Consider the following 25,304-nt stretch of genomic DNA (forward strand, 5'->3'; position numbering starts at 1 on the left):
AAGATGACCGGCAGCACAACCGTGACGAAGACAGCGGATCAGGCGGCGGTCAGGAGCCGGCGGCTGCGCACGGCCTTCGCCGCGCTCGGCATGCTGCCTGTCTTGGTGCTGCTTGCGGCCGGCTTCCAGTTCATCAACCCGCGCTTCCTCACTGGCACCAACCTGCTCATCGTTACCCAGCAATCGTCGATCAACATCGTGCTCGCCGCCGGCATGACCTTCGTCATCCTCACCGGCGGCATCGATCTCTCCGTCGGCTCGGTCCTCGCTGCGTCGGCGATGGTGGCGGTGCTGGTGTCGCTGGTGCCGGACTGGGCATGCTCGGCATTCCCGCCGCCATCTTGATCGGCCTCGGCTTCGGCGTCGTCAACGGGCTGCTCGTCGCCTATATCAGGCTGCCGCCCTTCATCGTCACCCTGGGCTCGCTTACTGCGGTGCGCGGCGTCGCCCGCCTGCTCGGCGAGGACACGACGGTGTTCAATTCCGACCTGCCGTTCGACTTCATCGGCAATGGCTCGCTGTTCGGCATTCCGTGGCTGGTCATCATCGCGCTGACGGTGGTGGTGCTGTCCTGGCTGGTCTTGAAGCGCACGGTGCTCGGCACCTGGATCTATGCCGTGGGCGGCAATGCCGAGGCGGCACGCCTCACCGGGATCAAGGTGCCGCTGGTGCTGCTCTTCGTCTATGGCGTCTCCGGTCTGCTCGCCGGCCTCGGTGGCGTCATGTCGGCAGCGAGGCTCTACGCCGCCAACGGCCTGCAGCTCGGTCAGTCCTACGAGCTCGATGCCATCGCCGCCGTCATTCTCGGCGGCACCAGCTTCGTCGGCGGCGTCGGCTCGATCTGGGGCACGCTGATCGGCGGCCTGATCATCGCCGTGCTCTCCAACGGGCTCATTTTGGCCGGTGTTTCGGACATCTGGCAGTACATCATCAAGGGATTGGTCATCATCGTGGCGGTCGCCCTCGACCGTTACCGGCTCCAGGCCGGAGCAAGAACGTGATTGACCTTGGTCGCCGGCCCGGACGGGCCGGACTGTGTTTAACGCACCGTGAGAGGCGCGGGGCAATCGGAGGAAGCAAGTAAATGAAGACCATCGCCAAACTGCTCTGCGGCGCAGCCCTCGCGGCTCTCGCCGTCGCGCCGGCATCGGCCAAGGACCTGAACAAGGTCGGCATCTCGGTCGGCCTGCTCGGCAACCCCTTCTTCGTCGCCACCATCAAGGGCATCGAGGATGCGGCCAAGAAGATCAATCCCAAGGTCGAGGTGACGTCGGTATCGGCGGACTACGATCTCAACAAGCAGGTCTCGCAGATCGACTCCTTCATCGCCGCCGGCGTCGACGTGATCATGCTCAACGCCGTCGACGCCAAGGCGATCGCGCCTGCCGTCAAGAAGGCGCAGGCGGCGGGCATCGTGGTCGCTGCCTTCGACGTTTCGGCGCCGGGCGCCGACGTCACCGTGATGACCAACAACGTCAAGGCCGGCGAGGAGGCCTGCCAGTACCTGGTCGACCACACCGGCGGCAAGGGCGACTACGTCATCCTCAACGGCCCGGCATCGTCGTCGATCCTGGAGCGCGTCAAGGGGTGCAAGAACGTTCTCGCGCAGCATCCGGACATCAAGGTCCTGTCCGACGACCAGAACGCCGAAGGCTCGCGCGACGGCGGCCTGAAGGTGTTCCAGTCGCTGCTCACCCGCTTCGACAAGATCGACGCGGTGTTTGCCATCAACGACCCGACGGCGATCGGCGCGCAGCTCGCGGCCAAGCAGCTCAGCCGCTCGGAATTCATCTTCACCGCGGTCGACGGCGCTCCCGATATCGAGAAGGAATTCGCCTCCGGCACCTCGATGATCAAGGCCTCGGCCTCGCAGGATCCCTATGTGATGGCCGGCCAGTCGCTGCAGATGGCGGCCGACGTGCTTGCCGGCAAGAAGCCGGCCGAGCCGGTCGTCCTGCTCGATCCGAAGCTGATCACCGCCGAGAACCTCAAGGACTATAAGGGCTGGACCGCGGCCCGCTGATCCTCTCTAGCGCAGTGCGGCCGGCGGCGCCGGCCGCACCCTTATCCAGTCGTCGGACCAGGACCGGTTCTCGGGTCTGATCCTTCGCAGCAGACGGAGACGAACATGTCGCGCATTGGTATCCACTCTTTCGTCTGGTCGGCGAGCTCGGCGCAGAAAGACCTCGAGCGTACGCTGGCCAACACAAAAGAGGCCGGCTTCGACCTGATCGAGTTCTCCTATCTCGACCCGGCCAATGTCGATATCGGCAGCCTGGCCAAAAGCATCGCCGATCTCGGCCTCGGCGTCGCGATCAGCATCGGCCTGCCGGCCGAGGGCGACATTTCCAGCGCCGACAAGGCGGTCGCCGCGCACGGCGTCGACATCCTGAACCGCACCATAGCGCTCACCCGCGATCTCGGCGGCCGCAAAGTCGGCGGCATCCTCTCGACCAGCCACGGATTGCAGACCGAGCCGCCGACGCGCGACCAGTGGAACCGCAGCGCCGCGACGCTCGCGAGCGTCGCGGAAACCGCCAAGGCTGCCGGCGTCACGCTCAACCTCGAAATCGTCAACCGCTTCGAGAGCAACCTGCTCAACACCGCCTCGCAGGGGCTTGCCTTCATCGACGATACCGGCTCCGACAACATCTTCCTGCATCTCGACACCTTCCACATGAACATCGAGGAGGCCGATGTCGGGTTGGCCATTCGCCATGCCGCGAACAAGATCGGCTATGTCCATATCGGCGAAAGCCATCGCGGCTTCCTCGGCACCGGCAGCATCGACTTCGCCGCGATCTTCGATGCGCTGACGGCCATCGGCTACAGCGACGAACTCAGCTTCGAATCCTTCTCCTCCGAGATCGTCGACGAGAACCTGTCGAAGAAGACGGCGATCTGGCGCAATCTGTGGACCGACAACATGGAGCTTGCCCGCCATGCCAGACGCTTCATTGAAGTCGGCTTGGAGACGGCCCGGCGTAAGGGCGAGCTCGTTGCGGCTTCGCAGAAGCCTGAGGCCTTCGAGAATGTCGAGAGGTGAATGGCGGCTTTTCGTGACCATGTTGTAACCGGTTGCTTCCGCCCAATTCCGGATGGAAAACCGTTACACACTGTTCCTGGAATTGCTCTAGTAGGCCCTCGTTGATTCGTCTTGACAGGAAACGGCATGAGCAAGGCCCTCGGCACATTCGCATTGGTCACGGTCCTGAGCGCCTTGCTGATGGCGCTCTCGCTCGCGGTCGCCAGGCACGGCTATCCCCAAGGCGCCTTCGGCGTGAAGCGTCTCGACGGCGTCGCCGACGCGGGGTCCTTCCTCGCCATCGCCGCAATCTATTTCTTCAGCGCGCTGCTGATGATGATCCTGCCCATCCGCGCCGCCGGCGTGGTGCTGACGCATGCCGCCGACGCGATCTTCTGGGCGACGATCGTGCTGTTCGCGACCATTGTCGGTGCACTTCTCGCCCGATGGGCCTTCGGTCAGCACGACGTGATATGGGCGCTTCTCAACTGGCGCTTCGTCTTCGTCGCGGCGATCGTGGCGGCGCATCTCACCATGAACGAGCTTCGCCGCAACATCCTGCTCAGAAGCCTGTTCTTCGTCGTCTTCGCCGCGGTAACGCTCGCCTGCTTGTTCTGGTCGTTCTCCGTCTGAGAGCCACCACATCGTGACAGGTGGTCGCGGACGGCTCGATGGACTTCCGCCGCCGCGCGCCTAGGTTTATCCAAGGGTCTCGGGTAGACCTTTTGCCGGACAATGCGTATATCATTTGTCTGACAAATGACCGGCGCTTTGCCGCCCCAGCCAATCTCGAAGAAATAAGCCAATCTCGAAGGAATGAAGATGACCGTGCTCCGCAAGAACCTGATCGATGGCGAGTGGCTGGGCGAGGCCGGCTCGCGCAACATCAACCCGTCGAACACCGATGACGTCGTTGGCGAATACGCCTCGGCCGGGCCGGAGGAAGCAAAACAAGCCATTGCGGCCGCCAAGGCGGCCTTCCCGGCTTGGTCGCGCTCCGGGCCGCTGGCGCGCCACGCCGTGCTGAAGAAGACCTCCGACGAGATCATGGCGCGCAAGGACGAGATCGGCCGGTCTCTCGCCCGCGAGGAAGGCAAGACGCTGGCCGAAGGCGTCGGCGAGACCATCCGCGCGGCGCAGATCTTCGATTTCTTCGCCGGCGAGACGCTGCGCCTGACGGGCGAACTGGTGCCGAGCGTCAGGCCGGGCGTCGGCGTCGAGATGACGCGCGATGGGGTCGGCATCGTCGGCATCATCACGCCGTGGAATTTCCCGATCGCGATTCCCGCCTGGAAGATTGCGCCTGCGCTCGCCTACGGCAACACGATCGTCTTCAAGCCGGCGGAACTGGTTCCCGAAAGCGCCTGGACCATCGTCGATATCCTGCATCGCGCCGGCCTGCCCAAGGGTGTGCTCAACCTCGTCATGGGCAAGGGCTCGGTGGTCGGCCAGGCCATGCTCGACAGCCCGGACGTCAACGCCATCTCCTTCACCGGCTCGGTCGGCACGGGAAAACGCGTCGCCGAGGCAAGTGTGGAGCATATGCGCAAGTTCCAACTCGAGATGGGCGGCAAGAACCCGCTCGTCGTGCTAGACGACGCCGACCTGGCCGTCGCCGTCGACTGCACCGTCAATGGCGCCTATTTCTCGACCGGCCAGCGCTGCACCGCGTCCTCGCGCCTGATCGTCACCGAAGGCATCCACGACCGTTTCGTCGAAGCGGTGAAGGAGCGCCTGGACAAGCTGGTCATCGGCGACGCGCTGGATGCCAAGACGCAGATCGGCCCGGTCGTCGATCAGACCCAGCTGAAGCAGGACGAGGACTACATCGCCATCGGCCGCCAGGAAGGAGCCGAGCTCGCCTTCGGCGGCGAACGGCTGGAACGCGAGACGCCCGGCTTTTATCTCAGGCCGGCGCTGTTTACCGGCGCCACCAATGCCATGCGCATCTCGCGCGAGGAAATCTTCGGTCCGGTCGCCAACGTTATCCGCGTCAAGGATTATGACGAGGCGCTGACTGTGGCCAACGACACGCCGTTCGGCCTGACGTCCGGCATCTGCACGACGAGCCTGAAGCACGCGACGCATTTCAAGCGCAATTCCGAAGCCGGCATGGTGATGGTCAACCTGCCCACGGCGGGCGTCGACTTCCATGTTCCGTTCGGCGGCCGCAAGGGCTCGAGCTATGGCCCGCGCGAGCAAGGCCGTTACGCCATGGAGTTCTATACCACCGTGAAGACGGCCTATACGTTTGCCGGCTGACGGGCAGGGTCGATGACGTCCGACCTTGCCGCAATGACCTGGCTCAACCCGCCGCCGCACCATGTGTTCGGTGACGGGACGCTCCATGTCCGCACCGGCAAGGAGACCGATTTCTGGCGTGAGACCTTCTACGGCTTCCGGCGAGATAACGGCCACTTCCTCTACCGTCCGGTCGCGGGCGACTTCAGCGTCGAGGTTACGATCAAGGGCGAATACAAGGCGCTCTACGATCAGGCCGGGCTGATGCTGCGCCTGAGCGAAACACACTGGATCAAGGCCGGCATCGAGTACACCGATGGACTGGCCTATTTCTCCGTCGTCGTCACCAACGACAGGTCCGACTGGTCGCTGGTCGCCATTCCCGCGGATCCGAACGGCGTCCGGATCCGTCTCACCCGCCACGCCGAGGCGATCCGCATCCAGTATCGGGATGTCGCGGACGGCCGTTGGAAACCGGTGCGGCTGGCCTGGTTCCCGACCTCCAGGACCGTCGATGTCGGCATGATGTGCTGCTCGCCGCAGCGCGAAGGCTTGGAGGTCACTTTCTCCGACTTTGTGGTCGGTCCGCCGATCGCGAGGGACCTGCACGACTGACGCGGCGCTATCCGTCCACCCGGTGCTGGAAGAATTGCAGGAACAGCTCGCGCTCGGTGGTGATGTCGAGCTTCTCATAGATGCGGCGGCGGTGGTTCTTCACCGTGCCGACGGTGATGCCGAGCCGCCCGGCGATATTGGCGGTCGGGTGTCCGGCGAGGATAAGCTGCACCAGCTCGCGCTCGCGCGATGAAAGCTCCGGCCAAAGGCTCACAGGGATGCTCGGCTTCTGCTGCGGCGAGGCGCCGGGGCCGCTCGGCGCCGAGGTGCGCGAAAAATCGCTGCCGCGGGCCTTGATGTCCAGCGCATGCAGCGCCTCGAACACCGGCAGCCGGTCGGTCAGCAGCGCGATCTCGCTGTCCTTGAACGACACGGTGGAGCGATCGAGGAAGATGCCGAGACACCAGTCGCCGCCATCGGCAAGCATGATGCCGACCTCGTCGCAGATCTCCGACTGCGCCAGGAAGCCGGCTATGTACTGGCCGCGCTTGGCCTCCTCGTCGGCAAGTCCCTTGAGCGGCATGATGCCGAGCCGGCGCTCGCGCCGCCACGAGGCATAGAAGGGATCGAAGACGTAGTAGTTGTCGAGGTAGCGCCGCACCATCTCGTCGGAGAAGCGCCGGTGCTTGACGAATTCAGGCGTCTTGGTGGCCGAATAGCGCGTCACGGTCACCAGGTCATGCGCGATGTCGGCACCGATCAGGTCGATCAGGCAATCGACATGCCGGTCCGTGCCGGTGGCCGCGATCGCCTTTGCCAGCGGCGCCCAGATATTGCCCATGCGCATGCCCTTTTTTCGGCGAACCCGGCCTGCCCGTCATTGTGTCTTTAGGCATATGGCGCGATCAGGCCGCGCGAATCTAGCCTGTGGTCATTCTCGGCAAGGGAAAGCGACCGTGGACCAGATCACCACCAACCCAATCGTCATCGGCATCGACGCCGGCGGCACCATGACCGACACGATTCTTGTCGATCAGGAGGGCCACTTCAAGATCGGCAAGTCGGCGACGACGCCGAAGAACGAGGCCGAGGGCTTCCTCGCCTCGGCCGAGGACGCGGCGGACGCCTGGGGCATCTCGCTGCAGGACCTGTTCTCGGGCGTAAACGTGGTGCTCTATTCCGGCACCGGCATGCTTAACACGCTGTTGTCGCGCACCGGCCGCAAGCTCGGGCTGATCACCACCAAGGGCCTGGAGGACATGATCCTGATGGGCCGCGGCCTGCAGGCCTGGGCGGATTATTCCTACGCCGACCGGCTGCACGCGGTCACCCACCATCATCCCGACCCGCTGGTGCCGCGCCGCCGCACCCACGGCGTCACCGAGCGCATCGACCAGTTCGGCGACGTCATCCTGCCGCTCTACGAGCACGAGGTGCATGCCGCGGCGAAAAAGCTGATCGCCGACAAGGTCGAGGCGATCTGCATCATGACCGTCTTCTCGCACGTCAATCCGGCGCACGAGAAGCGCATCGCCGAGATCTGCCGCGAGGAGATCGCCGCCGCCGGCGCTGACATCCTCGTCTACACCAGCCACGAGGTGCGCCCGGTCATCCGCGAGCAGTCGCGGCTGAATTCGGTGCTGATCGAAGCTTACGCTACCTCGCGCGGCCGCAGGCAGTTGAAGGGCATCGAGGACGTCTCGAAGAAATACGGCTTCAAATATGGCGTCCAGACGCTGCTCTCATTCGGCGGCCTGACCTCGATCGACCATCCGCGACTGCACGAGACGATGATCTCCGGCCCGATCGGCGGCATCCTGGGTGCGGCCTATGTCGGCAAGCTGATCGGCAACGACTCGCTGATCTGCTCGGACATGGGCGGCACGTCCTTCGACATGGGCGTCATCACGCGCGGCCAAACGCGGATCGAGAACGAACCGCTGATGGACCGCTTCAAGCTCAACGTGCCGACGCTGCATCTCGACACGATCGGCGCCGGCGCCGGCATGATCCTGAAGGTCGATCCGCTGACGAAAAAGGTCTCGCTCGGACCGGAAAGCGCAGGCTCCGATCCCGGCCCGATCTGCTTCGCCAAGGGCGGCACCGAACCGACCATCGCCGACTGCGACGCCATCCTCGGCCGGCTGAATCCCCACTACTTCCTCGGTGGCAAGGTCGTGCTGCAGGTCGAGAAGGCGAGGAAAGCCTTCGAGGAGAAATGCGCCCGCGTGCTCGGCGTCGGCGTCGAGGAGGCCGCGGAAGGCATGATCGACATGCTGGAAGCCGACGCCAACAACGCGCTGCGCCGCGTCATCTCCGGCCAGGGCATTCATCCGTCGGAATTCACGCTGCTGTCCTATGGCGGCTCGGGGCCGCTGCATCTCGCCGGCTGTTCGCGCGGCATCGGCTTCAAGGACATCATCACCTTCCAGTTCGCCGCCGCCTTCTCGGCCTTTGGCTGCACCACCGCCGATTTCATGCGCCGGCATTCGGTGTCGACGCAGATCGATATCGGCGCGCGGGCAAGCGATGACGAGCTGCACCCGTTCGGCGCGAAGGTCACCGCGGTCTGGAACGATCTGACCAGGGCAGCGGTCGACGAGATGGTCGCCGACGGCCACGCGCTCTCCAAGGTCAAGACCGTGCCGTTCCTGATGATGCGTTACACCGGCCAGCTCGAGGACGTCGAGGTGATGGCGCCGCTGTCGGTGGTTCACTCCGCCGATGACATGCGCAAGGTCATCGCCGAGTTCGAGGCGGTCTACGCCAAGGTCAACCACCGCGTCTCGCGCTATGGCGAGGCCGGCTTCTCGATCACCGAGCTCGGGCTGATCGCCACCGCCGACAAGGTGAAGCCCATGCTGGTCAAGCGGCCGCTCGGCAAGCCCGATCCAACGCCGGCTCACAAGGGCGTGCGCGAGGCCTATATCGGCGGCCGCTGGCACAAGGCCAATCTCTACGAGATGGACCTTCTGCAGCCAGGCCATGAAGTGATCGGCCCGGCCATCATCGAACATCCGGCGACGACGCTCGTCGTCCATCCGCACGACCGCGTCTTCGTCGACGAATGGACGCTGCTCCACTACTCCCATGCTTGAGAGGGCGAACGCCATGCTGGACAAACCCGCCTCCGCGCTCCGCATTCGCGAGCGGCTGATCGAATCCGAAAGACTGATGGACGAGACCGGCTGCTATGACGGCATCACCGAGCTCAAGTTGCGCAACCAGGACCCGCTGAAGTTCGAGACGCTGCACACCAAGCTGCGCGCCTATTGCGTCTCGGCCCGCGAGATGGCCCGCCGCATCTCGGCTTCGCCCGGCGTGCGCGAGGTCGGCGAGATGGTCGTCGCCATCTACACGCCGGAAGGCGACGCCATCGCGCTCTCCAACGGCATCATGGTGCATGTGCACACGATGAGCCGGTTCATCAAATGGATGATCCGCAACGGCTACGAGGAGAACCCGCAGATCCGCGACGGCGACATCTTCGCCAACAACGACGCCTTCATCGGCACCGTTCAGGTGCCCGACGTGATGGACGTCGTGCCGATCTTCCATTCGGGCGAGCTCGTCGGCTGGGCCGGCGCGGTCTGCCATGAATTGGAAGCCGGAGGCATCACGCCAGGCGGCGATGTCGCGCTGGCGCAGGAGCGCTTCACCGAGGGCCTGTTCGTCTGCGCCGAAAAGGTCGGCGAGAATGACGAGCTCAGGCGCGACTACGTCATCCGCTGCGAGCGCAATCTCCGCATGCCGATCTACTGGGTGCTGGACGAGAAGGCCAAGGTCGCCTCCTGCATCGACATGCGGGAAAGCGTCAAGGCGCTGATCGACGAGATCGGCTTCGACTACTGGATGCAGGTGTCGAAGGAGTTCATCGAGGAGGGCCGCCGCGCCCAGCTTGCCCGCACGCGCCAGCTCGCCGTACCCGGCATCTATCGCGGCCACACTTTTTATGGCCACGTCACCAAGGGCAAGCCAGGCTACCAGCCGCTCGGCGATCCGGACTGGCTCTACAACATTCCGATCGAGATGGAGATCGCCACCGACGGCAAGATCAAGATGGACTTCGAGGGTACGCAGCCCTGGGGCTACCATTCGATGAATTGCACCCCGGCCGGCATGGACGGCGGCATGTTCGTGACGCTGACCCAGCACATGAATTTCGAGGGCCTGGTCAATGACGGCGCCTGGATGGCGACCGAGCTGAAGCTGCCGCATGGTACCTGGACCAATCCCGACAACGAGATGGTGGCGACGGCCACCTCCTGGGCGCTGCTGCTGCCCGCCTATGGCGTCTTCCAGCGGCTCTTGTCGCGCTCCTTCATCGCCCGCGGCTTCGTCGAGGAGGCCTTTGTCGGCCAGGTCAACAGCCCGATGATCGAGATGGGCGGTACCAGCCAGTACGGCACGGCCTTCGGCATGGCGCATTTCGAATGCGCCGCCGCCGGCTCGGGCGCGCTGGCCATCAAGGATGGGCTCGACACCGCCTATGTCGGCTGGAACCCGGAATCCGACATGGGCAATATCGAGATCTGGGAACAGAACATGCCGATGCTCTATATCGGCCGCTCCATCGTTCCCAATTCCGGCGGCGCCGGCAAATATCGCGGCGGCTGCTCGTTCCTGTCGACCTGGCTGGTCTCAAAGACCGATCATCTGAGGCTGGTGACGTCCGAGCATTCCTCGCGCGTCTTCGACAATGGCGGCCTGTGCGGCGGCTATCCGGCGCCGACCTGCCAGAAGCATCGCGCGGTGCGCGACTCAAACATCTTCGAGCTGGCGGAGAAGGGGGCGCCGCTGGCGCACCACACCGGAACTAACCCCTACCGTTCGGAACTGGAAATCCGGCTGGAAGGCGAGCATGTGACAATGGAGGGGCCCTACATCACCGCGCCGCACAAGACGGGCGATGTCTTCACCCACTCCTACAATGGCGGCGGCGGTTATGGCGACGTGCTGGAGCGCGATCCGGTCAAGACCTCCTGGGATGTCGAGAACGGCTTCCTCACCAGGGAAGCGGCGGAAGGCATCTTCGGCATCGTGCTCGACGAGGACGAGGACGGCTTCCCCGTCGCCAATCTGGAGGCCACCAAACGCCATCGCGCCGAGATGCGGGCCAGGCGCCTGGCGCGCGCCAGGCCGGTTTCGGAGTGGATGGCCAAGGAGCGCGAGCGCGTGAAGGCGGCCGATTTCGCGCCGGAGGTGAAGAAGATGTACGCCAGCGCCATCAAGCTTTCGCCGCGCTTCGCAAAAGACTTTTCAACCTTCTGGGATGTCGACGCCAAATCGGCCTTCGGCGCGGAGTAAGGGACCATGACCTCATACAGCAAGGAAGTCATCGCCGATCTGGTTGCCGGCACGCTGCCCTGGCCGCAGACGCGCCGCATCATGAGCGCCTACAAGGACGACGACCGTTTCTTCAAATATGTGTCGGTGCTGCAGGACCGCGTCGGCTGGAGCGATCCGATCCTGCTCCCCGTAGGGGACCACCTCTTCATCTGCCAGAGCGGCGACGAGCGGGTGACGAGATGCGAATGCGGCCATTCCTTCGGCGACTACCGCAAGAACTGGAAGCTGAAGGCGTCGATCATCGTGCGCGACACAGAGGAATCCCTGCGCGAGATCTATCCCAACAGCGACCTGCCGGATCCGGAGTGGATGGAAATCCGCGAGTTCATCTGCCCGCAATGCGGCACCTTGCACGAGGTCGAGGCGGCCGCCCCGGGGTATCCGATCGTCCACGACTTCGAGCCGGATCTCGAAGGTTTTTATCGCGACTGGCTGGGCAAGCCGCTGGAGCCGGCTAACAAGGGAGGCTGATGCCAGAATGGGTCGCGTCGCAGGCAAGGTAGCTTTGGTTACCGGGGCCGGTCTCGGCCTCGGGCGGGCGTCGTCGCTTCTTCTGGCTTTGGAAGGCGCAAAACTGGTCGTGAGCGACATCGACCAAGGTCTCGCCGGCAATACGGCGGCCGAGATCGTAAAGACAGGCGGCGAGGCGCTGGCTCTTCGCCACGATGTGTCGAAGCCCGAGGACTGGCCGGCCGTCATGGCGGCGACGGAGCAGCGCTTCGGGCGGCTCGATGTACTGGTCAACAATGCCGGCATCGCCATCGCCAGGAACATCGAGGACACTTCTTTACCCGAATGGCGGCGCACCATGGCGGTCAACCTCGACGGCGTCTTCCTCGGCTGCCAGGAGGGCATCAGGCTGATGAAGAAATCCGGCGGCGGATCGATCATCAACCTGTGCTCCATCGACGGCATCATCGGCGAGGCAGAGCTTGCCGCCTACTGCGCCTCCAAGGGCGGTGTGCGCACCCTGACCAAGGCCGTCGCCGTGCACTGTGCCGAGCGGCGCTACGGCATCCGCTGCAACTCCATCCATCCCGGCTACATCTGGACGCCGCAGACCGAGAACTATCTGCGCGACCTCGGCACGCTCGATCAGGAAAAGGCCAAGGCGCTGTCGCGCCATCCGATCGGCTTCCTCGGCGAGCCCAACGACATCGCCTACATGGTCCTCTACCTGGCGTCCGACGAATCCAAATTCGTCACCGGCTCCGAAATGGTCGTCGACGGAGGCTATCTTGCAGTGTGAATACGGAGACCGCTTGCGATGACCAACCTCACCGGCCGCAGCGCCATCGTCACCGGCGGCTTTTCCGGCATGGGCTTTGCCATCGCCACCGCACTTGCCAAGGCCGGCGCCAATGTCGCCGTCGGCTCCTATGTGGCGCTGCCACAGGCAGGTAGGGCGGACGCCGCCTATTATCCCGGCGCGGAGGAGATCGAGCGCGTGAAGTCGGCGCTTGCCACCCACGGCACCAGGGTGCATGCCGCCCATCTCGATGTGCGCGACAGTTTTCTCACCAACCATTTCGTTGTCGAGGCAGAGGCGGCGCTCGGGCCGATCGACATCCTCGTCAATGCCGCCGGCACCACCGCCGAGCAACCGGTCTGCGGCCATTCCGATGAGCTCTGGGACAAGATCGTCGACACCAATCTCACCGGCGCGTTCCGCGTCACCCGCGCCGTGCTGCCCGCCATGATCGAACGCGGCTGGGGTCGCATCGTCAACATAGGCTCAACCGCCGCTTCCGTCGGCTGGAAGGACAACCCCGCCTATTGCGCGTCCAAGGCCGGCCTGCTCGGGCTGACCCGCTGCGTCGCGCTCGAAGGTGCTGCGCATGGCGTCACCTGCGTCATGATCAGCCCGACCTGGGTCGAGACCGAGCTGATGCGCCGCAACGTCGCGCAGGTCGTCGAGCGCGAGGGCAAAGGCCGCAGCGTCGAGGACGCGATGGACGAATTCAGGAAAGGCAACCCCCAGGGGCGCATGCTGCAGCCGGAGGAGATCGCCGCGCTCGCGGTCTTCCTGTGCTCGGATCTCGCCAAGGGGATCACCATGGAAAACATACAGATCACCGGCGGCGCTTTGTGGTAGCGTCCGCGCGCTCTGGGTCGTGTCCCCATGTGCCCAGCCGAAGAGCGCTCGCTAGATCGCCGAGCGTGCCGCGGCGAGCGCGGCATTCGCCAGCGCCTCCCTCTGGCCCGCGCGGATCACGGCGGGATCATAGCTCATGCGGGCGAAGACTTCGCGCACCATCGGCGCGAAGAATTCCAGTGGCCGGGTCGTATAGTCCGGATCGAAGCTCGACTGGTCCCACTTCTCGCAGAACTCGGCGCAGTCGTCGAAATAGGCGCTGTCCCTGAACGCGTCCCGCTTGTGCGGGTTCGCGCCGACATGCTCGCCATAGTAGATCAGCTGGAAATCGCCGTGTTTCTCCACCACCCAGGCGCATTGCTCGCGTACGAAGGGACGCAAGATGGCGGCCGCATATTCGTCATGGTTGTATGGCGCATAAATGTCGCCGATGTCGTGCAGCAGAGCCGATACCACCCAGTCGGTATCGGCGCCTGCATTCCAGGCGCGCGTGGCGGCCTGAAGCGAATGGCCCAGCCGCGTCACCTTGTAGCCTGACAGGGATTTGTCGAGTTCGACCATCGCCGCCAAGAGCCGGTCGGCCGTGCCGGCGGCGTATTCGGTTTCATGTTCGGTCAGGAAGGCATAGTCCTCGCGGTCGCCATCCTTCATCTGGGTGAACTTCACGGTTTCCATGGTCGAAACTCCAAATGCTGTTGCGGTCAGCGGGCCATTTCGAGATAAATGTCGTCCCCGTCGACATGCACGGGAAAGGTGCGAGCCTTCAGCTTGTCATCGACCAGGCATTTACCGGACCGGATATCGAACTCCCATCCGTGCCAGGCGCAGCGGATGAGTTCGCCGGCACGCTCGTAGACGAACTCGGTCTTGTGCGTTTGCCGGTTGGTGCCGGAGATCGGCCCCTCGCAGAGCTGGCCTGCCCGGTGCGGGCAGATGTTGAGCAGCGCGGCATAGCCGTCCTCCAGCTGAAAGATGCCGACGCTGATACGGCCGATGGTGACGATCCTTGGTTTGCCGACCGCGACTTCCGTCGTCTTGCAGGCGAAGGTCAGCGCGGGGGCGGTTGCTGCGGCGGTCATCAGGCGACCCTCGCGGTGGCGGCCGGAGCCTCGATGCGCTTGTAGACCTCCAGCGCATTCAGACCCATGACCTTGTCGCGCCAGGCCGGCGGGATGTGCAGATTGGTCGGCGCGTCGAAATCCCAGTGCGGATAATCGGAGGCGAAGAGCAGCGTGTTCTGCCCGTCCATGTGCTCCAGCGTCTCCCAGAGGTGCTTGACGTTCTGCGGCTGTTCGAGCGGCTGAGTGCTGAAGCGGATGTTGCGGCGGCAATATTCCGACGGCAGCATTTTCAGCCACGGCGTCTCCTTGCGCAGCGCCTTGAAGTTGGCATCGAGCCGCCACATCAGCGATGGCACCCATGACACGCCGCATTCGATGACGACGAAATAGAGGTCGGGATATTTCTCGAACACGCCGTTGGAGATCATGCTGACCACATGGGTCATCGCCGGCTGGCTGAGCAAGGCGTGCGTTTCCCAATAGTAGGCGGTCGGGCCGCTGGCGACCGCGTTGTGGTTGACGCCGCCCTGGCCGCCGAAGTGAATGGCGAAGGGCAGGCCGACCTCTGCGCAGGCCTCGTAGATCGGATGATAGAAGGGATCGCCATAGGGGCGCTGCGAGCCGTGGCTGGCCAGAACCTGGACAATGTCCTTGTGACCGCCGAGGCGACGGATCTCCGCCGCGGCGCCATGCGGGTCGGTCGGTGAAATGATGATCGATCCCTTGAAGCGGCTGTCCTTCGGCAGCCACCAGTCGATCATGTAATCGTTATAGGCTTTCACCAGCGCGTCGGCATAGTGGTAATTGGCCAGCGTCGAAGCCTCCAGCGGCTCGTCGGCAGTGAGGATCGCGACATCGATGTCATAGAGATCGAGGTGCTTCTCCTTCATGATCAGGTAGTTGTCTTCCTCGGTCTCCGGCCGGATGTCGTGCCGCGAGAACCCCTCCGGATGAAGCCACGGACGGTGGCCATGCGGAAAGCTTCCCGTCGGCCCGGGCTTCTCGCCACGAACCAGGAAATCGCGCCAGTAGGGCTCGAGATAGGGAAGCAGCACCTCGGCGCTGGACCAGTAATTGTGGACGTCGGTGTCGACGATGAACATGGATGTCTTGCCTGCCATGGGGTGGGATGGATGAAGCAAACGTGCGCTTCGGCGACGGGTCCGGCAACGCAACCGGTGACGAGACGTTGATCGAGGAATCCGATTACCCGTTGTCGGGTCGGCCCAAAAAGCGCTAGCCGTTGCGGGAATTCCTTCGGATGGCCGACATGCAGATCGAACTCTTGGATACGTTCCTGGACCTGATTGAAACCCGCAACTTCAATAGGACAGCCGAGCGGCTGGGCATCACCCAGTCGACCGTTTCCAGCCGCATCCGCACGCTCGAGGCGCTGCTGGAAAAACAGCTTTTCATCCGCGGCAAAAGCGGCACCGAGCCGACTGTCGCCGGCCTGCGGTTCGAGGAGCACGCGCGCGCCGTCAGGCTGCGCTGGCTGGACGCCCGCCGCGAGATCCAGTCGGTCGGCAAGTTCGACCGCCTGATCCGCATCGGCATCCAATTCGAGCTTTACGAGCGTGTGCTCGAAGGGTGGCTGGAATGGGTGCGGGCGACGATGCCGAAATTGGCGATCTATGTCGAGATTGACTACTCCAACCAGATGATCCTCGACCTCACCACCGGCAGCCTCGATCTGGCGGTGCTTTATTCGCCGCAGCACCTGCCGGACATGCATTACGAGCAGATCGCCGAGGAGAATTTCGTCATGGTTTCGACGCGCGGCCTGGCCTTCGGCGAAGTCACCGCGGCGGACTATATCCGCGCCAACTATTCGGCTTACTTCAATCGCGCCCACAAGCAGATGCTGCCGGAGCTGGAAGCCAGCCCGGTCTCGACAGGGAACGGTGGCGCCGTCGCCTATCTATTGCGCAGTCGCGGCGGCACTGCCTTTGTCACCGAGGCGGTGGCGACGAAATTACAGCAGGAAGGCGTGGCGCGGCTTGTCACTGATGCGCCGAAGATCTCACATCCTATTTATTCGGCTGTGCATGTCAGGCACCATCATTCTCACACTCACGTCCGCCTGCTGAAGGCGCTCAAATTGATGACTGCCTAGAGCCTATAGATCAACGGTTACGTCGCCTCTCGGCGTGCTGCAGCAGGCCAGGATGAGGCCATCCTGACGCTCCAGGTCCGAAAGCCCGCCCATGTCGTTCAAATCGACCTCGCCATTCAGCAGCCTGACCTTGCAGGTGCCGCATACGCCCATCCGGCACGATGTGTCGACATAGACACCGGCTGCCTCGGCCGTTTCCAGGATGGTGGCGCTCTCACGGGCCTCGCGGCGGACGCCGGAGCGCTCGAAGGCGACGATGGTCGTCGTGCCCGGCGGCACGGTTCTCGTGGACGGGTCGCCGCCAAAGGCTTCCGAAAATATAAGCCCGGTTGGAACGCCGAGTTCGATCAGGTGGCCGCGCATCGCCTGCATGAAGCTCGACGGCCCGCACAAGAAGACCGTCCGTGATCCCACATCCGGAACAAGACTGGCAAGGCGGGTGATGTCGAGCCGGCCGGCCCTGCCATTGTCGTCGGAGCCGGATGCCCGACTGCACACAGTTTCGACCTTCAGCCTCGGCATGTTTCGGCTGAGGGTCTGAAGCTCGTTGCCGAACAGAATATCGTCCGGTGTGCGGGCGCACTGAATGAAAGTGACATCGAGGTCCCTGCCTTGATCGTGCAGCGCACGCAGCATGGACATCAGCGGCGTGATCCCGCTGCCGGCGCACAGGAAAAGTGCTTTCTCGACGGCGCGGCCCTCCAATGTGAAGTCGCCGGCGGCGTCGCCGATCTCGACCATGGTGCCTTCGCCGAAATGGTCGTGGAGGATACGCGTCGCCTTGCCGTCGACTGCCGCTTTGATCGTCAAGGTAATGCGATCCGGCCGGGTTGGCGGCGAGGAGATGGTGAACACCCGGGAGCAGGTCTGGCCGCCCCAGGAGAACCGGATGGTGACGAACTGCCCGGCGAGGAAATCGAACTTCCGGCCATCGACCCTCCTGAACATCAGGGTGGCGACGTCGCCGGTCTCCCGTATGCGGTCCGTGCAGATGCAGGGATGCACGGCGCGCGATCGCTGTTCTGTGTTGACGGGAGGAGCGTTGGCGTTCATGCGACATGACCTGCTGAAGGACGAGCTGTCCTAGCAGATCACGCGATCTCGTTTCCGTGTCTCGTTAATCGCCAAAAGCGCTCAGGCGCGCCGGTGGAAAGTGTTTCAGGCCGCCTGCAGCTGAAGCGCCTTCAGCTTCGACACCATCTCCGTGCCGAGCACCTTCTCGGAATATTCGATCAGAAGCGTTCTCGCCTCAAGATGCGAGATGTCGGCATCGGAATGACCACGGCGCAGCCAGAAGCCGTCCACCATGGCGGCAAAGCCGCGCACGAAATGGTCGATCTCCTGCTTCGACCACAGCGGCGACAATGCCGAGCCAATGTTCGACCGCAGCCGCTTGTAGAACAGCTCCTGCAGCCGGGCATAGCGCGGATTGTGCGCCGCTTCCGCATAGAAGGAAATCCAGGCGTTGGCCGTGTTGCGTTCGAACTTCTCCGCCGGGAAATTGCCGTCGACAATCGCCGTCAGGCGATCCCATCGGGTTTCGGCCTGACGCAGATTGACCACCACCGCATCCATCAGAACACGGTTGGCGTACCGTACCATCTCGAACAGCACCTGGTCCTTGTCCTTGAAATAGTAGGTCAGGATGCCTTGCGACATGCCGGCCTCGTGGCAGATGCGGGTCGTCGTCAGGCCTTTCAGGCCGTCGCGCAGGAAGATGCGGTGCGCCGCCTCGATCAGCTCGATCCGCCTGATGTCCTCGATGCGGGTTCTTTGTTTCTTTGCTCTGTTCGCCATGGTTTCGTATACTCGACGAAATTTTTGTACGCTCTAACAAATTTTTCTGTTGTCAAAAAGTTTTTGCCGCCTTAACCTCTCGGAAAGATGGACGCGATGCCCCGACCGCCTTCGGTCGACGGAGGCGATGCGCGTGAGCCTCCCAGTCAAACGGAGTGTCGATGACGTTGAATAGTTCCACCATGCGCGCTGCGGTCCTGGCGAAGTATGGCGAGCCGCTTGAGGTCGCCAGCGTGCCTCGCCCCGTCGCCGGTCCCGGCCAGATCCTGGTGCGGTTGCAGGCCTGCGGCGTCTGTCACACCGACGTGCATATCTGGCGCGGCGAGAGCGTTCCGCCGCACGCGCCTTCGCCTTTTGTCATGGGCCATGAGGGGATCGGCCGCGTCGAGGCGATTGGCGAGGGGGCGAGCGGCTGGGCGATCGGCGACCGCGTCGGCGTGCCCTGGATCCACGATACGTGCTGCCATTGCGACGAATGCCTGGATGGTTACGAGTCGTTTTGCCAGCACCATCGCGCGCACGGATTGAACGTCCCCGGCGCCTTTGCCGAATATGTCGTCTGCGATGCCAGGTTCGCAGTAGCGCTGCCCGAGACCGTCGACCCGGTGACCACCGCCCCGGTGATGTGCGCCGGCATCACCGCTTACGGCGCGGTGAAGCGGGCCGGGTTGAAGGCGGGGGAGAGTGCCATCATTTTCGGCTGCGGCGGCCTCGGCCTCTATGCGGTGCAGATCGCTAGCCGGCTTGGCGTCAAGGTGCTCGCGGTCGATCGCGACCTGGTGAAGCTGAAGATCGCCCGTCGCTATGGTGCGGCGGAAACCGAAATCGCCGACGACGGTTTGCCGTCACGCCTTGCCGCCAAAGGTGAAAAATATCACGCCTGCGTCAACTTCGCGCCGACCACCGCGACCTGGGACGCCATGGTCGCTGGCATCCGCCCTCGGGGCAGGATCATCGCCGCCGCCATGGTGTTCCAGCCCGTGCCGCTTATCCAGGAATGGCTGACGGCCACCGGCGTCGTCATCACCGGCACCAGCGTCGGCACCAGGCAGGAGATGCGCGAGCTGGTCGCCATGCACGCCAAACAGCCGCTCGAAACCGCGGTCGAGACCATCGGGCTGGACGAAGTCTCGGATGCACTCGCCGCGCTTGAAAGAGGCCAGTCGAAAGGCAGGTTCGTCATAAGCTTCGCGGAGTGATCGACAGTGTCCTGTGGCCTGGGGAGTGGCGCGCAGGGAGAGGTTTGCGGAAGCCTCGCCGTCAAGGATGGAATTCAGCTCAAACCATAACATCCAAAACAGGGGAAACGATCATGTCGAATTCAACGGACAGACTGAGAAATGCCGGAATTGGCCTGGCGCTGGTGCTTGCCGCCACGACGCCTGGCCTGAGCGCCGACCTCGGCGCCAAGGACGAGCCGATCAAGCTCGCCATGCTCGAATGGACCGGCGCCCACGTCTCCACGCACATCGCTGGGCAGCTGCTGCAGAAGCTCGGCTACAAGGTCGAATATGTGACCGCCGGCAACTTCCCGCAGTTTTCCGGTCTCGCCGACGGCTCGCTCAGCGCCTCGGTGGAAGTGTGGATGAACAATGTCGGTGACATCTATCCCAAGACGCTTGCCGCCAAGCAGATCGAGGACATCGGCAAGCTCGATCTGAAGACGCGTGAAGGCTGGATCTATCCGAAGTACATGGAAAAGGTCTGCCCCGGCCTGCCCGACTGGACGGCGCTCAACAAGCCGGAATGCATCCAGGCGTTGTCGACGCCGGAGACCGCGCCCAATGCGCGCTTCCTCGACTACCCCGCCGACTGGGGTTCGCGCGCGGCAACCATCATCGCCGACAACTCCATGCAATACACAGCCGTGCCCGCCGGTTCGGAAGGCGCCCTGGTGGCCGAGCTCGAATCCGCCGAGGCCGCCAAGACGCCGCTGATCATGATGTTCTGGGGCCCGCACTATGCTCTCGCCGAAAACGACGTCGGCTGGGTCTCCATGCCGCCCTGCAAGGAGCAGACCAACGAGCACTGCATCACCCCGCCCGATGTCGACAAGATCGTCTGGTCGGGCTTCGGCGCGAAATGGCCGGCGGCCTATGCCTTCCTCAAGGCCTTCAAGATGGACGCCAGCGAGCAGGAGAAGATGATGCTCGCTGTCGACAAGAAGGGCGAGGACCTCGATGCGGTGGTCAAGGCCTGGGTCGACAAGAACGAGGCGGTCTGGAAGCCCTGGGTCGAGGGCGCCAAGGGATAATCGGCCATGTGCCTCGCAAGGGCTGACAGCAATCGAAGCCCGGCTTCCGCGAAGCGTGGGGCCGGGCAGCCAACTCACGCGGGTGGCTTGCGATGAACAACGTAGCCCGTCCGGTAAAGCTCGCCTGCCGCAATGTCTGGAAGGTCTACGGCCGGCGGCCAGCCTACTATTTCGACTCGCGCGGCTATGTCATCGATCCCGATGCGCTGGCCGAGCGCCTGCGCGCCGAAGCGCATTTGCCGGCGGTCGTCGACGCCAGCTTCGAGGTGGCGACCGGCGAGATCTTCGTCATCATGGGCCTCTCCGGCTCGGGCAAGTCGACGCTGGTCCGCTGCCTGTCGCGCCTGGTCGAGCCGAGCGCCGGCGAAATCCTCCTCGACGGCAAGAACCTGCTCCAGGCCAGCGGCAAGGAGCTCATCGAATTGCGCCGCCACGCCATGGGCATGGTCTTCCAGAATTTCGGCCTGCTGCCGCATTTGAGCGTGCTCGACAATGTCGCCTTTCCCTTGAAGATCCAGGGCAAGCCGGCAAAGGAACGCGAAGCCCGCGCCCGCGAGATGGTGGCACTTGTCGGGCTGGAGGGTCGCGAGGCTTCCTTCCCGCATCAGCTTTCCGGCGGCCAGCAGCAGCGCGTCGGCATCGCCCGCTCGCTGGCCGTCGGACCGGAGCTCTGGTTCCTCGACGAGCCGTTTTCGGCGCTCGATCCGCTGATCCGCCGCCAGATGCAGGACGAGTTCCTGCGCCTGCAGCGCATGCTGAAGAAGACCATCATCTTCATCACCCACGACATCGCCGAGGCCTTCCGCCTGGCCGACCGGCTGGCGATCATGCGGGCCGGCAAGATCGTCCAGATCGGCCGCCCGGCCGACATCGTGCTCAATCCGGCCGACGACTATGTCGCGCAGTTCACCGAGGACATGCCGCTGCTGCGCGTCATCACGGCGGGCGACATCGCCACGCCTACCAACGGAACGGGGCTGCCCGAGCGGAGCATCGCCGCCGACACCAGCCTCGAAGCGTTGATCCCGCAACTGGCCTCCGGCGTGGCCGCCTTCACCGTGCCCGGTACAGGCGACAGCCCGCCGGCGGTGCTCGACGCCAGCGCGGTGCTTGCCGTGCTGGAGCGCGAACAGGCGAGGCGCACACGGTCATGACCGCGCCGGCCGCGACATTACGGTCCTCATCGAGGTTCGCAGTCGATCCGGCCCTCCTGCCCTGGTGCGGCCTGGCGCTGCTGACGGCGCTTTGCCTGCTGTTGAAGACGCAATTCCCCTGGCTGGTCAATTTCCCCAAGGAATGGACCCCGCCCCTGGCCGCCCACCTCAATGCGGTGACCGACGCCGTCGTCGCCGTTGTCCAGCCGGCGTTTCGGGCGCTGTCGGCCATGCTCGATGCGCCGATGCGCGGCGCGCGCCTGGCGCTCGCCTGGTTGCCCTGGCCGGCGGTAATGCTGGCGGTCGCCGCGCTCGCGTTGAAGTCGAGCGGCGGCCGGCTGGCGATCTTCGCCCTTTTCGCTCTCGCCTACATCCTGTTTGCCGGCTACTGGCCGCAGAGCATGAACACGCTGGCGCTCGTGCTGCTGGCGGTTCCGATCTCGATCGTGCTCGGGTTCCTGCTCGGCGTCCTTGGCTATGCCCGTCCGCGCCTGCGCCCAGTGCTGCTCGGCGCGCTCGACCTGATGCAGACCGTGCCGGCCTTCGCCTATCTCATCCCGCTCTTAATTCTGTTCGGCTTCGGACCGGTGGTCGGGCTGATCGCCAGCGCGATCTATGCCACGCCGCCGATGGTGCGAAACACGATGCTCGGCCTCGACCGCGTGCCGGACGCCATCAGCGAGGCCGGGCTGATGAGCGGCTGCACCCGTCGCCAGCAATTCTGGCAGGTCGAGGTGCCGACCGCTCTGCCGCAGCTTCTCGTCGGCTTCAACCAGACGACCATGGCGGCGCTGTCGATGGTCATCGTCGCCGCCATCATCGGCGGCTTCGAGGACATCGGCTGGGAGGTGCTGTCCTCGATGCGCAAGGCCGAGTTCGGTCAGAGCATTCTCTCCGGCCTGGTGATCGCGCTGCTTGCCATCCTCATCGACCGCCTCACCATCGGCTTTGCCAGGGAGCCCGAGGCCGGGCCGACGCGCGCCATGCGGTGGATGACGCCGCGTCGGCTGATCTTGTCGCTGCTGCTCGCTCTGGGCATCGCGGTCGTCATCCGCCTCGTCGCGCCGGAGGGAGCGTTGTTGCCGGAAACCGGGCTGCGTACGGAGATGGGCGCCGTCAACCAATGGCTGCTTGGGATCGTGCGCGACTATGCCTGGTTCTTCGACGGTGTCCGCAACGCGGTCCTTTATTGTCTGCTTCTGCCGCTGCGGGTCGGCATTTCGGGCTCCGCCACGCCGGCCATCTGGGGCTTCGCGCTGTCACCGGCGATGGCAGCCGCCTATTTCGCTCTCGTTCTCGCCGCGGCCGGGTTGATGCTGCGCGGCCTCGGCTGGCGGGCGGCCCTGGCGGTGCTGGCTGCGGGCCTCATCCTCTACACCGGGTTCCTCGGCCTTCCTTGGCCCGTCTTCATCCTCGCCGTTGCGCTGCTTGCCGGGCAGGTCGCAGGGCTGCGACTCAGCCTTTTCGCGCTTGCCGGCTTCGCGCTGATTCTGGTCAACGGGCTGTGGTCGCAACTCGTGCAGTCGCTCTATCTCTGCACGCTGGCGGTGCTGCTCTGCCTGCTTGTCGGCGGCGCGCTGGGGACATGGGCGGCGCACAGCGACCGCGTCTCGCGCATCCTGAAGCCGATCTGCGACGCGCTGCAGACCATGCCGCAATTCGTCTTCCTCATCCCGGCGCTGATGTTCTTCAAGGTCGGCGAGTTCACCGCGCTGATCGCCATCATGCTCTACGCCATCGTGCCGCCGATCCGCTATGTCGAGCATGGGCTGAGGCATGTGCGCGCCGACGTGGTCGAGGCCGTCGAGCAGATGGGCGCGACGCCGACGCAGACGCTGCTGCAGGCCAAGCTGCCGCTGGCGCTGCCGGTCGTCATGCTCGGCCTCAACCAGACCATCATGGCGGCCTTGTCGATGCTGGCGATCGCTGCCCTTGTCGGCACCCGCGATCTCGGGCAGGCGGTCTATGTCGCGCTCGGCAAGGCCGATGCAGGCATGGGCCTGATCGCCGGCCTGTCGATCGCCTTCCTCGCGATCCTTGCCGACCGGCTCATCCAGGCGGCGGTAAGGCAGCGGACGCCAGCCCCCTAGAGCGTTTCACCGTTTCATGGAAACGGCGAACCGCTCTATCTCTTTGTTTTTACGCAATTCCGGACGGAGGCTACGGCGAAGGCGCCGAGCCTAACCGTTACACACTTTTCCTGGAATTGCTCCAGAGCGGTTCACCTCTCGACGATCCGATAGGCTGACGAAAATATCTCGCTTGCAGGCGGATGGCCGAAGGTGCGCTGCGGATATTTCTGCATCAGCCCCTCGAATTGGCGCTGCGCGCGCACCGCGTATCAGGAGTTCGTTGGCCGTCATGCTGGCCAGCAGCGTATGGAAGTCGCCGGACAGCCTTATCGATTCGGGGCCGTCGCGGCCCTGGGCCCGTTCAGCCACAACCTGGCTGCGGTGCGCCACGTCTCGGATCGTGTCGCGGTGATGTATCTGGGACGCATCGTGGAGGAGGGTGCGGTCGACGAGGCATTCGACCGGCCGAAGCATCCCTATACGCGTTTCCTCCTCGACACGGTGCCCAACCTCGACCAGCCGCAGCGCGACCGCGTCTCGGCGGCGATCGACCTGCCGAGCCCGATCAACCCGCCGCCCGGCTGCAGCTACAATCCCCGCTGTCCGCTCGTCACCAGCCTATGCCGTAGCCAGGCGCCCGAGGTTCGCCCGTTGGGCGGCGCCCTGGTGCGCTGCCACAACACGTGGGCCGAGCGCCGCCGCGGGTGAGCCCGTCTTCCGTCTCGGGTGTCCGCGACCTCAATTGCCACCAGACCAACAAAGGAGTTCCAATGATCAGACCTCGTCATTTCATTGCCTGCTTCGTCGCGCTGCTGAGCAGCGGCGCTTCGGCGGAAGTGCTTCAAGAACGGAACATGCCGATGGACATTGCGCTCGAGCTTGCGCAGGGCGCCGTCAAGGCGTGCGCCGCGGACAATTACAACGTGTCGGCGGCGGTCGTGGACCGCGCCGGCGTCCTGCGGGCGCTGCTCCGGGCGGACAACGCCGGCGTCCACACACCCGACGCGGCGCGGCGCAAGGCCTATACCGCGGTCTCCGCGCGCGCGCCCACCAGCGCCATGGCCAAGAATGTCCAGGACAATCCCGGTGCGGCCCAGCTTGTCGCCATAGATGATTTCCTGATTCTTGCCGGCGGCGTGCCGGTCAGGATCGGCAATAGGACCATCGGCGCGGTCGGCGTCGGCGGCGTTCCCAGGGGCAATTTGGACGAGGCATGCGCGCTGGCGGCGATCAAGGAGATCGAGGGCAGGCTGAAGTAACCGGCCCGCCGTAGTCGTTCGTGCGAGGAGGACGCAGGGCGCCCCTCGTCGCGACCCGAAGGGAATGCGCCCGCCAGGGCGCCGACCGAAGCCGGCGCTTGTGCCGATGCCGAGGACGATGTCCGTATGCGGGAAGGCCCGAGCCGCGCTCCCGCCCCATTCCGGCCTTTTCGCCATGCGATAGAGCGTCCGCTAGCCGCTCGCTCCTTTTGCCCGTGACAAGATTTCCGGTTGAGCCGCCGGCGATAGGGCGATAGGTTATGCTGCAGTGCACAATAAACCCTGGCCGGGCCGCACGTTGGCGAGCGTCGGCAGCGAAGGCTCAA

General features: G+C 64.4%; 23 protein-coding genes and 1 pseudogene. 18 read left to right on the forward strand and 6 right to left on the reverse strand.

From position 1 onward, the window contains the following. Positions 1 to 3: 3 nt before the first annotated feature. From AU465_RS18885 to AU465_RS18910, 6 genes and pseudogenes are all read left to right on the forward strand, one after another. Positions 4 to 1,001: pseudogene (locus AU465_RS18885) on the forward strand (ABC transporter permease subunit). 83 nt (positions 1,002 to 1,084) lie between these two features. Further along, positions 1,085 to 2,023, forward strand: a complete 939-nt coding sequence (locus AU465_RS18890) for an ABC transporter substrate-binding protein (RefSeq protein WP_192251049.1) — start codon at positions 1,085 to 1,087, stop codon at positions 2,021 to 2,023. 105 nt (positions 2,024 to 2,128) lie between these two features. Then, the gene (locus AU465_RS18895; RefSeq protein WP_192251053.1) at positions 2,129 to 3,046 is read left to right on the forward strand and encodes a sugar phosphate isomerase/epimerase family protein; all 918 of its coding nucleotides are present in this window, start codon (positions 2,129 to 2,131) and stop codon (positions 3,044 to 3,046) included. A 126-nt stretch (positions 3,047 to 3,172) separates the two neighbouring features. Beyond that, positions 3,173 to 3,658, forward strand: coding sequence for a hypothetical protein (locus AU465_RS18900; protein ID WP_192251056.1), 486 nt, complete (start codon positions 3,173 to 3,175; stop codon positions 3,656 to 3,658). 189 nt (positions 3,659 to 3,847) lie between these two features. Then, positions 3,848 to 5,287: an aldehyde dehydrogenase family protein gene (locus AU465_RS18905; protein WP_192251058.1), complete on the forward strand. Its 1,440-nt coding sequence runs from the start codon at positions 3,848 to 3,850 to the stop codon at positions 5,285 to 5,287. Positions 5,288 to 5,299: 12 nt separating this feature from the next. Continuing rightward, on the forward strand, positions 5,300 to 5,881 hold the full coding sequence (locus AU465_RS18910) for a DUF1349 domain-containing protein (protein WP_192251060.1): 582 nt from the start codon (positions 5,300 to 5,302) through the stop codon (positions 5,879 to 5,881). Positions 5,882 to 5,888: 7 nt separating this feature from the next. Here the strand turns inward: AU465_RS18910 and AU465_RS18915 are convergent, their stop codons facing one another. Next, positions 5,889 to 6,668: a helix-turn-helix domain-containing protein gene (locus tag AU465_RS18915; RefSeq protein WP_192251063.1), complete on the reverse strand. Its 780-nt coding sequence runs from the start codon at positions 6,666 to 6,668 to the stop codon at positions 5,889 to 5,891. Between the two features lie 109 nt (positions 6,669 to 6,777). Between AU465_RS18915 and AU465_RS18920 the strand changes: the two genes are divergently transcribed. Genes AU465_RS18920 through AU465_RS18940 form a run of 5 tightly spaced genes read left to right on the forward strand, consistent with a single transcriptional unit; the run spans position 6,778 to position 13,265 of the window. Beyond that, positions 6,778 to 8,919 (forward strand): hydantoinase/oxoprolinase family protein, encoded by a 2,142-nt coding sequence (locus AU465_RS18920; protein ID WP_192251066.1) that lies wholly within the window; start codon positions 6,778 to 6,780, stop codon positions 8,917 to 8,919. A gap of 13 nt (positions 8,920 to 8,932) precedes the next feature. Next, a complete protein-coding gene (locus AU465_RS18925) occupies positions 8,933 to 11,128 on the forward strand; it encodes a hydantoinase B/oxoprolinase family protein (protein ID WP_192251069.1) in 2,196 nt (731 codons plus the stop codon). 6 nt (positions 11,129 to 11,134) lie between these two features. Next, positions 11,135 to 11,641: an acetone carboxylase subunit gamma gene (locus tag AU465_RS18930; protein WP_192251072.1), complete on the forward strand. Its 507-nt coding sequence runs from the start codon at positions 11,135 to 11,137 to the stop codon at positions 11,639 to 11,641. Between the two features lie 7 nt (positions 11,642 to 11,648). Continuing rightward, positions 11,649 to 12,419: a glucose 1-dehydrogenase gene (locus AU465_RS18935; RefSeq protein WP_192251075.1), complete on the forward strand. Its 771-nt coding sequence runs from the start codon at positions 11,649 to 11,651 to the stop codon at positions 12,417 to 12,419. A gap of 18 nt (positions 12,420 to 12,437) precedes the next feature. After that, on the forward strand, positions 12,438 to 13,265 hold the full coding sequence (locus tag AU465_RS18940) for an SDR family NAD(P)-dependent oxidoreductase (protein WP_192251078.1): 828 nt from the start codon (positions 12,438 to 12,440) through the stop codon (positions 13,263 to 13,265). A gap of 51 nt (positions 13,266 to 13,316) precedes the next feature. On the opposite strand, the gene AU465_RS18945 is transcribed toward AU465_RS18940, so the two are convergent. The 3 genes from AU465_RS18945 to AU465_RS18955 are packed head-to-tail and all read right to left on the reverse strand — an operon-like array spanning position 13,317 to position 15,429. Beyond that, complete coding sequence (locus AU465_RS18945; RefSeq protein WP_192251081.1) at positions 13,317 to 13,940, reverse strand: HD domain-containing protein; 624 nt, start codon at positions 13,938 to 13,940, stop codon at positions 13,317 to 13,319. Positions 13,941 to 13,966: 26 nt separating this feature from the next. After that, complete coding sequence (locus AU465_RS18950; protein WP_192251084.1) at positions 13,967 to 14,344, reverse strand: Rieske (2Fe-2S) protein; 378 nt, start codon at positions 14,342 to 14,344, stop codon at positions 13,967 to 13,969. Next, the gene (locus AU465_RS18955; protein WP_192251087.1) at positions 14,344 to 15,429 is read right to left on the reverse strand and encodes an amidohydrolase family protein; all 1,086 of its coding nucleotides are present in this window, start codon (positions 15,427 to 15,429) and stop codon (positions 14,344 to 14,346) included. Before AU465_RS18955 ends, AU465_RS18950 begins: the two co-directional genes overlap by 1 nt. A 167-nt stretch (positions 15,430 to 15,596) precedes the next feature. Here AU465_RS18955 and AU465_RS18960 point away from each other — a divergent pair, with 167 nt between their 5' ends. After that, entirely contained in the window at positions 15,597 to 16,442 is an 846-nt protein-coding gene (locus AU465_RS18960) for a LysR family transcriptional regulator (protein WP_192251090.1), read from the forward strand. A gap of 3 nt (positions 16,443 to 16,445) precedes the next feature. On the opposite strand, the gene AU465_RS18965 is transcribed toward AU465_RS18960, so the two are convergent. Beyond that, complete coding sequence (locus AU465_RS18965) at positions 16,446 to 17,495, reverse strand: flavin reductase family protein (protein WP_192251093.1); 1,050 nt, start codon at positions 17,493 to 17,495, stop codon at positions 16,446 to 16,448. A gap of 105 nt (positions 17,496 to 17,600) precedes the next feature. Beyond that, on the reverse strand, positions 17,601 to 18,239 hold the full coding sequence (gene betI, locus AU465_RS18970; RefSeq protein WP_192251096.1) for a transcriptional regulator BetI: 639 nt from the start codon (positions 18,237 to 18,239) through the stop codon (positions 17,601 to 17,603). Positions 18,240 to 18,400: 161 nt separating this feature from the next. On the opposite strand from betI, the gene AU465_RS18975 reads away from it, so the two are divergent. From AU465_RS18975 to AU465_RS19000, 6 genes are all read left to right on the forward strand, one after another. Further along, positions 18,401 to 19,438 (forward strand): alcohol dehydrogenase catalytic domain-containing protein, encoded by a 1,038-nt coding sequence (locus AU465_RS18975; RefSeq protein WP_192251099.1) that lies wholly within the window; start codon positions 18,401 to 18,403, stop codon positions 19,436 to 19,438. A gap of 113 nt (positions 19,439 to 19,551) precedes the next feature. Next, positions 19,552 to 20,493: an ABC transporter substrate-binding protein gene (locus AU465_RS18980; RefSeq protein WP_192251102.1), complete on the forward strand. Its 942-nt coding sequence runs from the start codon at positions 19,552 to 19,554 to the stop codon at positions 20,491 to 20,493. Between the two features lie 92 nt (positions 20,494 to 20,585). Further along, a complete protein-coding gene (locus AU465_RS18985; protein WP_192251105.1) occupies positions 20,586 to 21,647 on the forward strand; it encodes a quaternary amine ABC transporter ATP-binding protein in 1,062 nt (353 codons plus the stop codon). Continuing rightward, entirely contained in the window at positions 21,644 to 23,737 is a 2,094-nt protein-coding gene (locus AU465_RS18990; protein WP_192251108.1) for an ABC transporter permease, read from the forward strand. The genes AU465_RS18985 and AU465_RS18990 overlap by 4 nt, the downstream gene beginning before the upstream one ends. Before the next feature lie 192 nt (positions 23,738 to 23,929). Then, entirely contained in the window at positions 23,930 to 24,427 is a 498-nt protein-coding gene (locus tag AU465_RS37495; protein ID WP_210325159.1) for an oligopeptide/dipeptide ABC transporter ATP-binding protein, read from the forward strand. A gap of 62 nt (positions 24,428 to 24,489) precedes the next feature. Next, positions 24,490 to 24,978 (forward strand): GlcG/HbpS family heme-binding protein, encoded by a 489-nt coding sequence (locus tag AU465_RS19000; protein WP_192251111.1) that lies wholly within the window; start codon positions 24,490 to 24,492, stop codon positions 24,976 to 24,978. Positions 24,979 to 25,304: the final 326 nt, after the last annotated feature.

The organism is Mesorhizobium silamurunense, from assembly GCF_014843905.1.
Taxonomy (GTDB): Bacteria; Pseudomonadota; Alphaproteobacteria; order Rhizobiales; family Rhizobiaceae; genus Mesorhizobium; species Mesorhizobium silamurunense.

What these genes read in the sequence shown, in the direction of transcription:
- AU465_RS18905 (WP_192251058.1), top strand. Translation starts at nt 3,848, where the DNA reads ATGACCGTGCTCCGCAAGAACCTGATCGATGGCGAGTGGCTGGGCGAG.
- betI (WP_192251096.1), bottom strand. Translation starts at nt 18,239, where the DNA reads ATGGCGAACAGAGCAAAGAAACAAAGAACCCGCATCGAGGACATCAGG.
- AU465_RS19000 (WP_192251111.1), top strand. Translation starts at nt 24,490, where the DNA reads ATGATCAGACCTCGTCATTTCATTGCCTGCTTCGTCGCGCTGCTGAGC.
- AU465_RS18955 (WP_192251087.1), bottom strand. Translation starts at nt 15,429, where the DNA reads ATGTTCATCGTCGACACCGACGTCCACAATTACTGGTCCAGCGCCGAG.
- AU465_RS18890 (WP_192251049.1), top strand. Translation starts at nt 1,085, where the DNA reads ATGAAGACCATCGCCAAACTGCTCTGCGGCGCAGCCCTCGCGGCTCTC.
- AU465_RS18975 (WP_192251099.1), top strand. Translation starts at nt 18,401, where the DNA reads ATGACGTTGAATAGTTCCACCATGCGCGCTGCGGTCCTGGCGAAGTAT.
- AU465_RS18900 (WP_192251056.1), top strand. Translation starts at nt 3,173, where the DNA reads ATGAGCAAGGCCCTCGGCACATTCGCATTGGTCACGGTCCTGAGCGCC.
- AU465_RS18945 (WP_192251081.1), bottom strand. Translation starts at nt 13,940, where the DNA reads ATGGAAACCGTGAAGTTCACCCAGATGAAGGATGGCGACCGCGAGGAC.
- AU465_RS18930 (WP_192251072.1), top strand. Translation starts at nt 11,135, where the DNA reads ATGACCTCATACAGCAAGGAAGTCATCGCCGATCTGGTTGCCGGCACG.
- AU465_RS18950 (WP_192251084.1), bottom strand. Translation starts at nt 14,344, where the DNA reads ATGACCGCCGCAGCAACCGCCCCCGCGCTGACCTTCGCCTGCAAGACG.
- AU465_RS18960 (WP_192251090.1), top strand. Translation starts at nt 15,597, where the DNA reads ATGCAGATCGAACTCTTGGATACGTTCCTGGACCTGATTGAAACCCGC.
- AU465_RS18940 (WP_192251078.1), top strand. Translation starts at nt 12,438, where the DNA reads ATGACCAACCTCACCGGCCGCAGCGCCATCGTCACCGGCGGCTTTTCC.
- AU465_RS18910 (WP_192251060.1), top strand. Translation starts at nt 5,300, where the DNA reads ATGACGTCCGACCTTGCCGCAATGACCTGGCTCAACCCGCCGCCGCAC.
- AU465_RS18915 (WP_192251063.1), bottom strand. Translation starts at nt 6,668, where the DNA reads ATGCGCATGGGCAATATCTGGGCGCCGCTGGCAAAGGCGATCGCGGCC.
- AU465_RS18985 (WP_192251105.1), top strand. Translation starts at nt 20,586, where the DNA reads ATGAACAACGTAGCCCGTCCGGTAAAGCTCGCCTGCCGCAATGTCTGG.
- AU465_RS18925 (WP_192251069.1), top strand. Translation starts at nt 8,933, where the DNA reads ATGCTGGACAAACCCGCCTCCGCGCTCCGCATTCGCGAGCGGCTGATC.
- AU465_RS18965 (WP_192251093.1), bottom strand. Translation starts at nt 17,495, where the DNA reads ATGAACGCCAACGCTCCTCCCGTCAACACAGAACAGCGATCGCGCGCC.
- AU465_RS18980 (WP_192251102.1), top strand. Translation starts at nt 19,552, where the DNA reads ATGTCGAATTCAACGGACAGACTGAGAAATGCCGGAATTGGCCTGGCG.
- AU465_RS18935 (WP_192251075.1), top strand. Translation starts at nt 11,649, where the DNA reads ATGGGTCGCGTCGCAGGCAAGGTAGCTTTGGTTACCGGGGCCGGTCTC.
- AU465_RS18990 (WP_192251108.1), top strand. Translation starts at nt 21,644, where the DNA reads ATGACCGCGCCGGCCGCGACATTACGGTCCTCATCGAGGTTCGCAGTC.
- AU465_RS18895 (WP_192251053.1), top strand. Translation starts at nt 2,129, where the DNA reads ATGTCGCGCATTGGTATCCACTCTTTCGTCTGGTCGGCGAGCTCGGCG.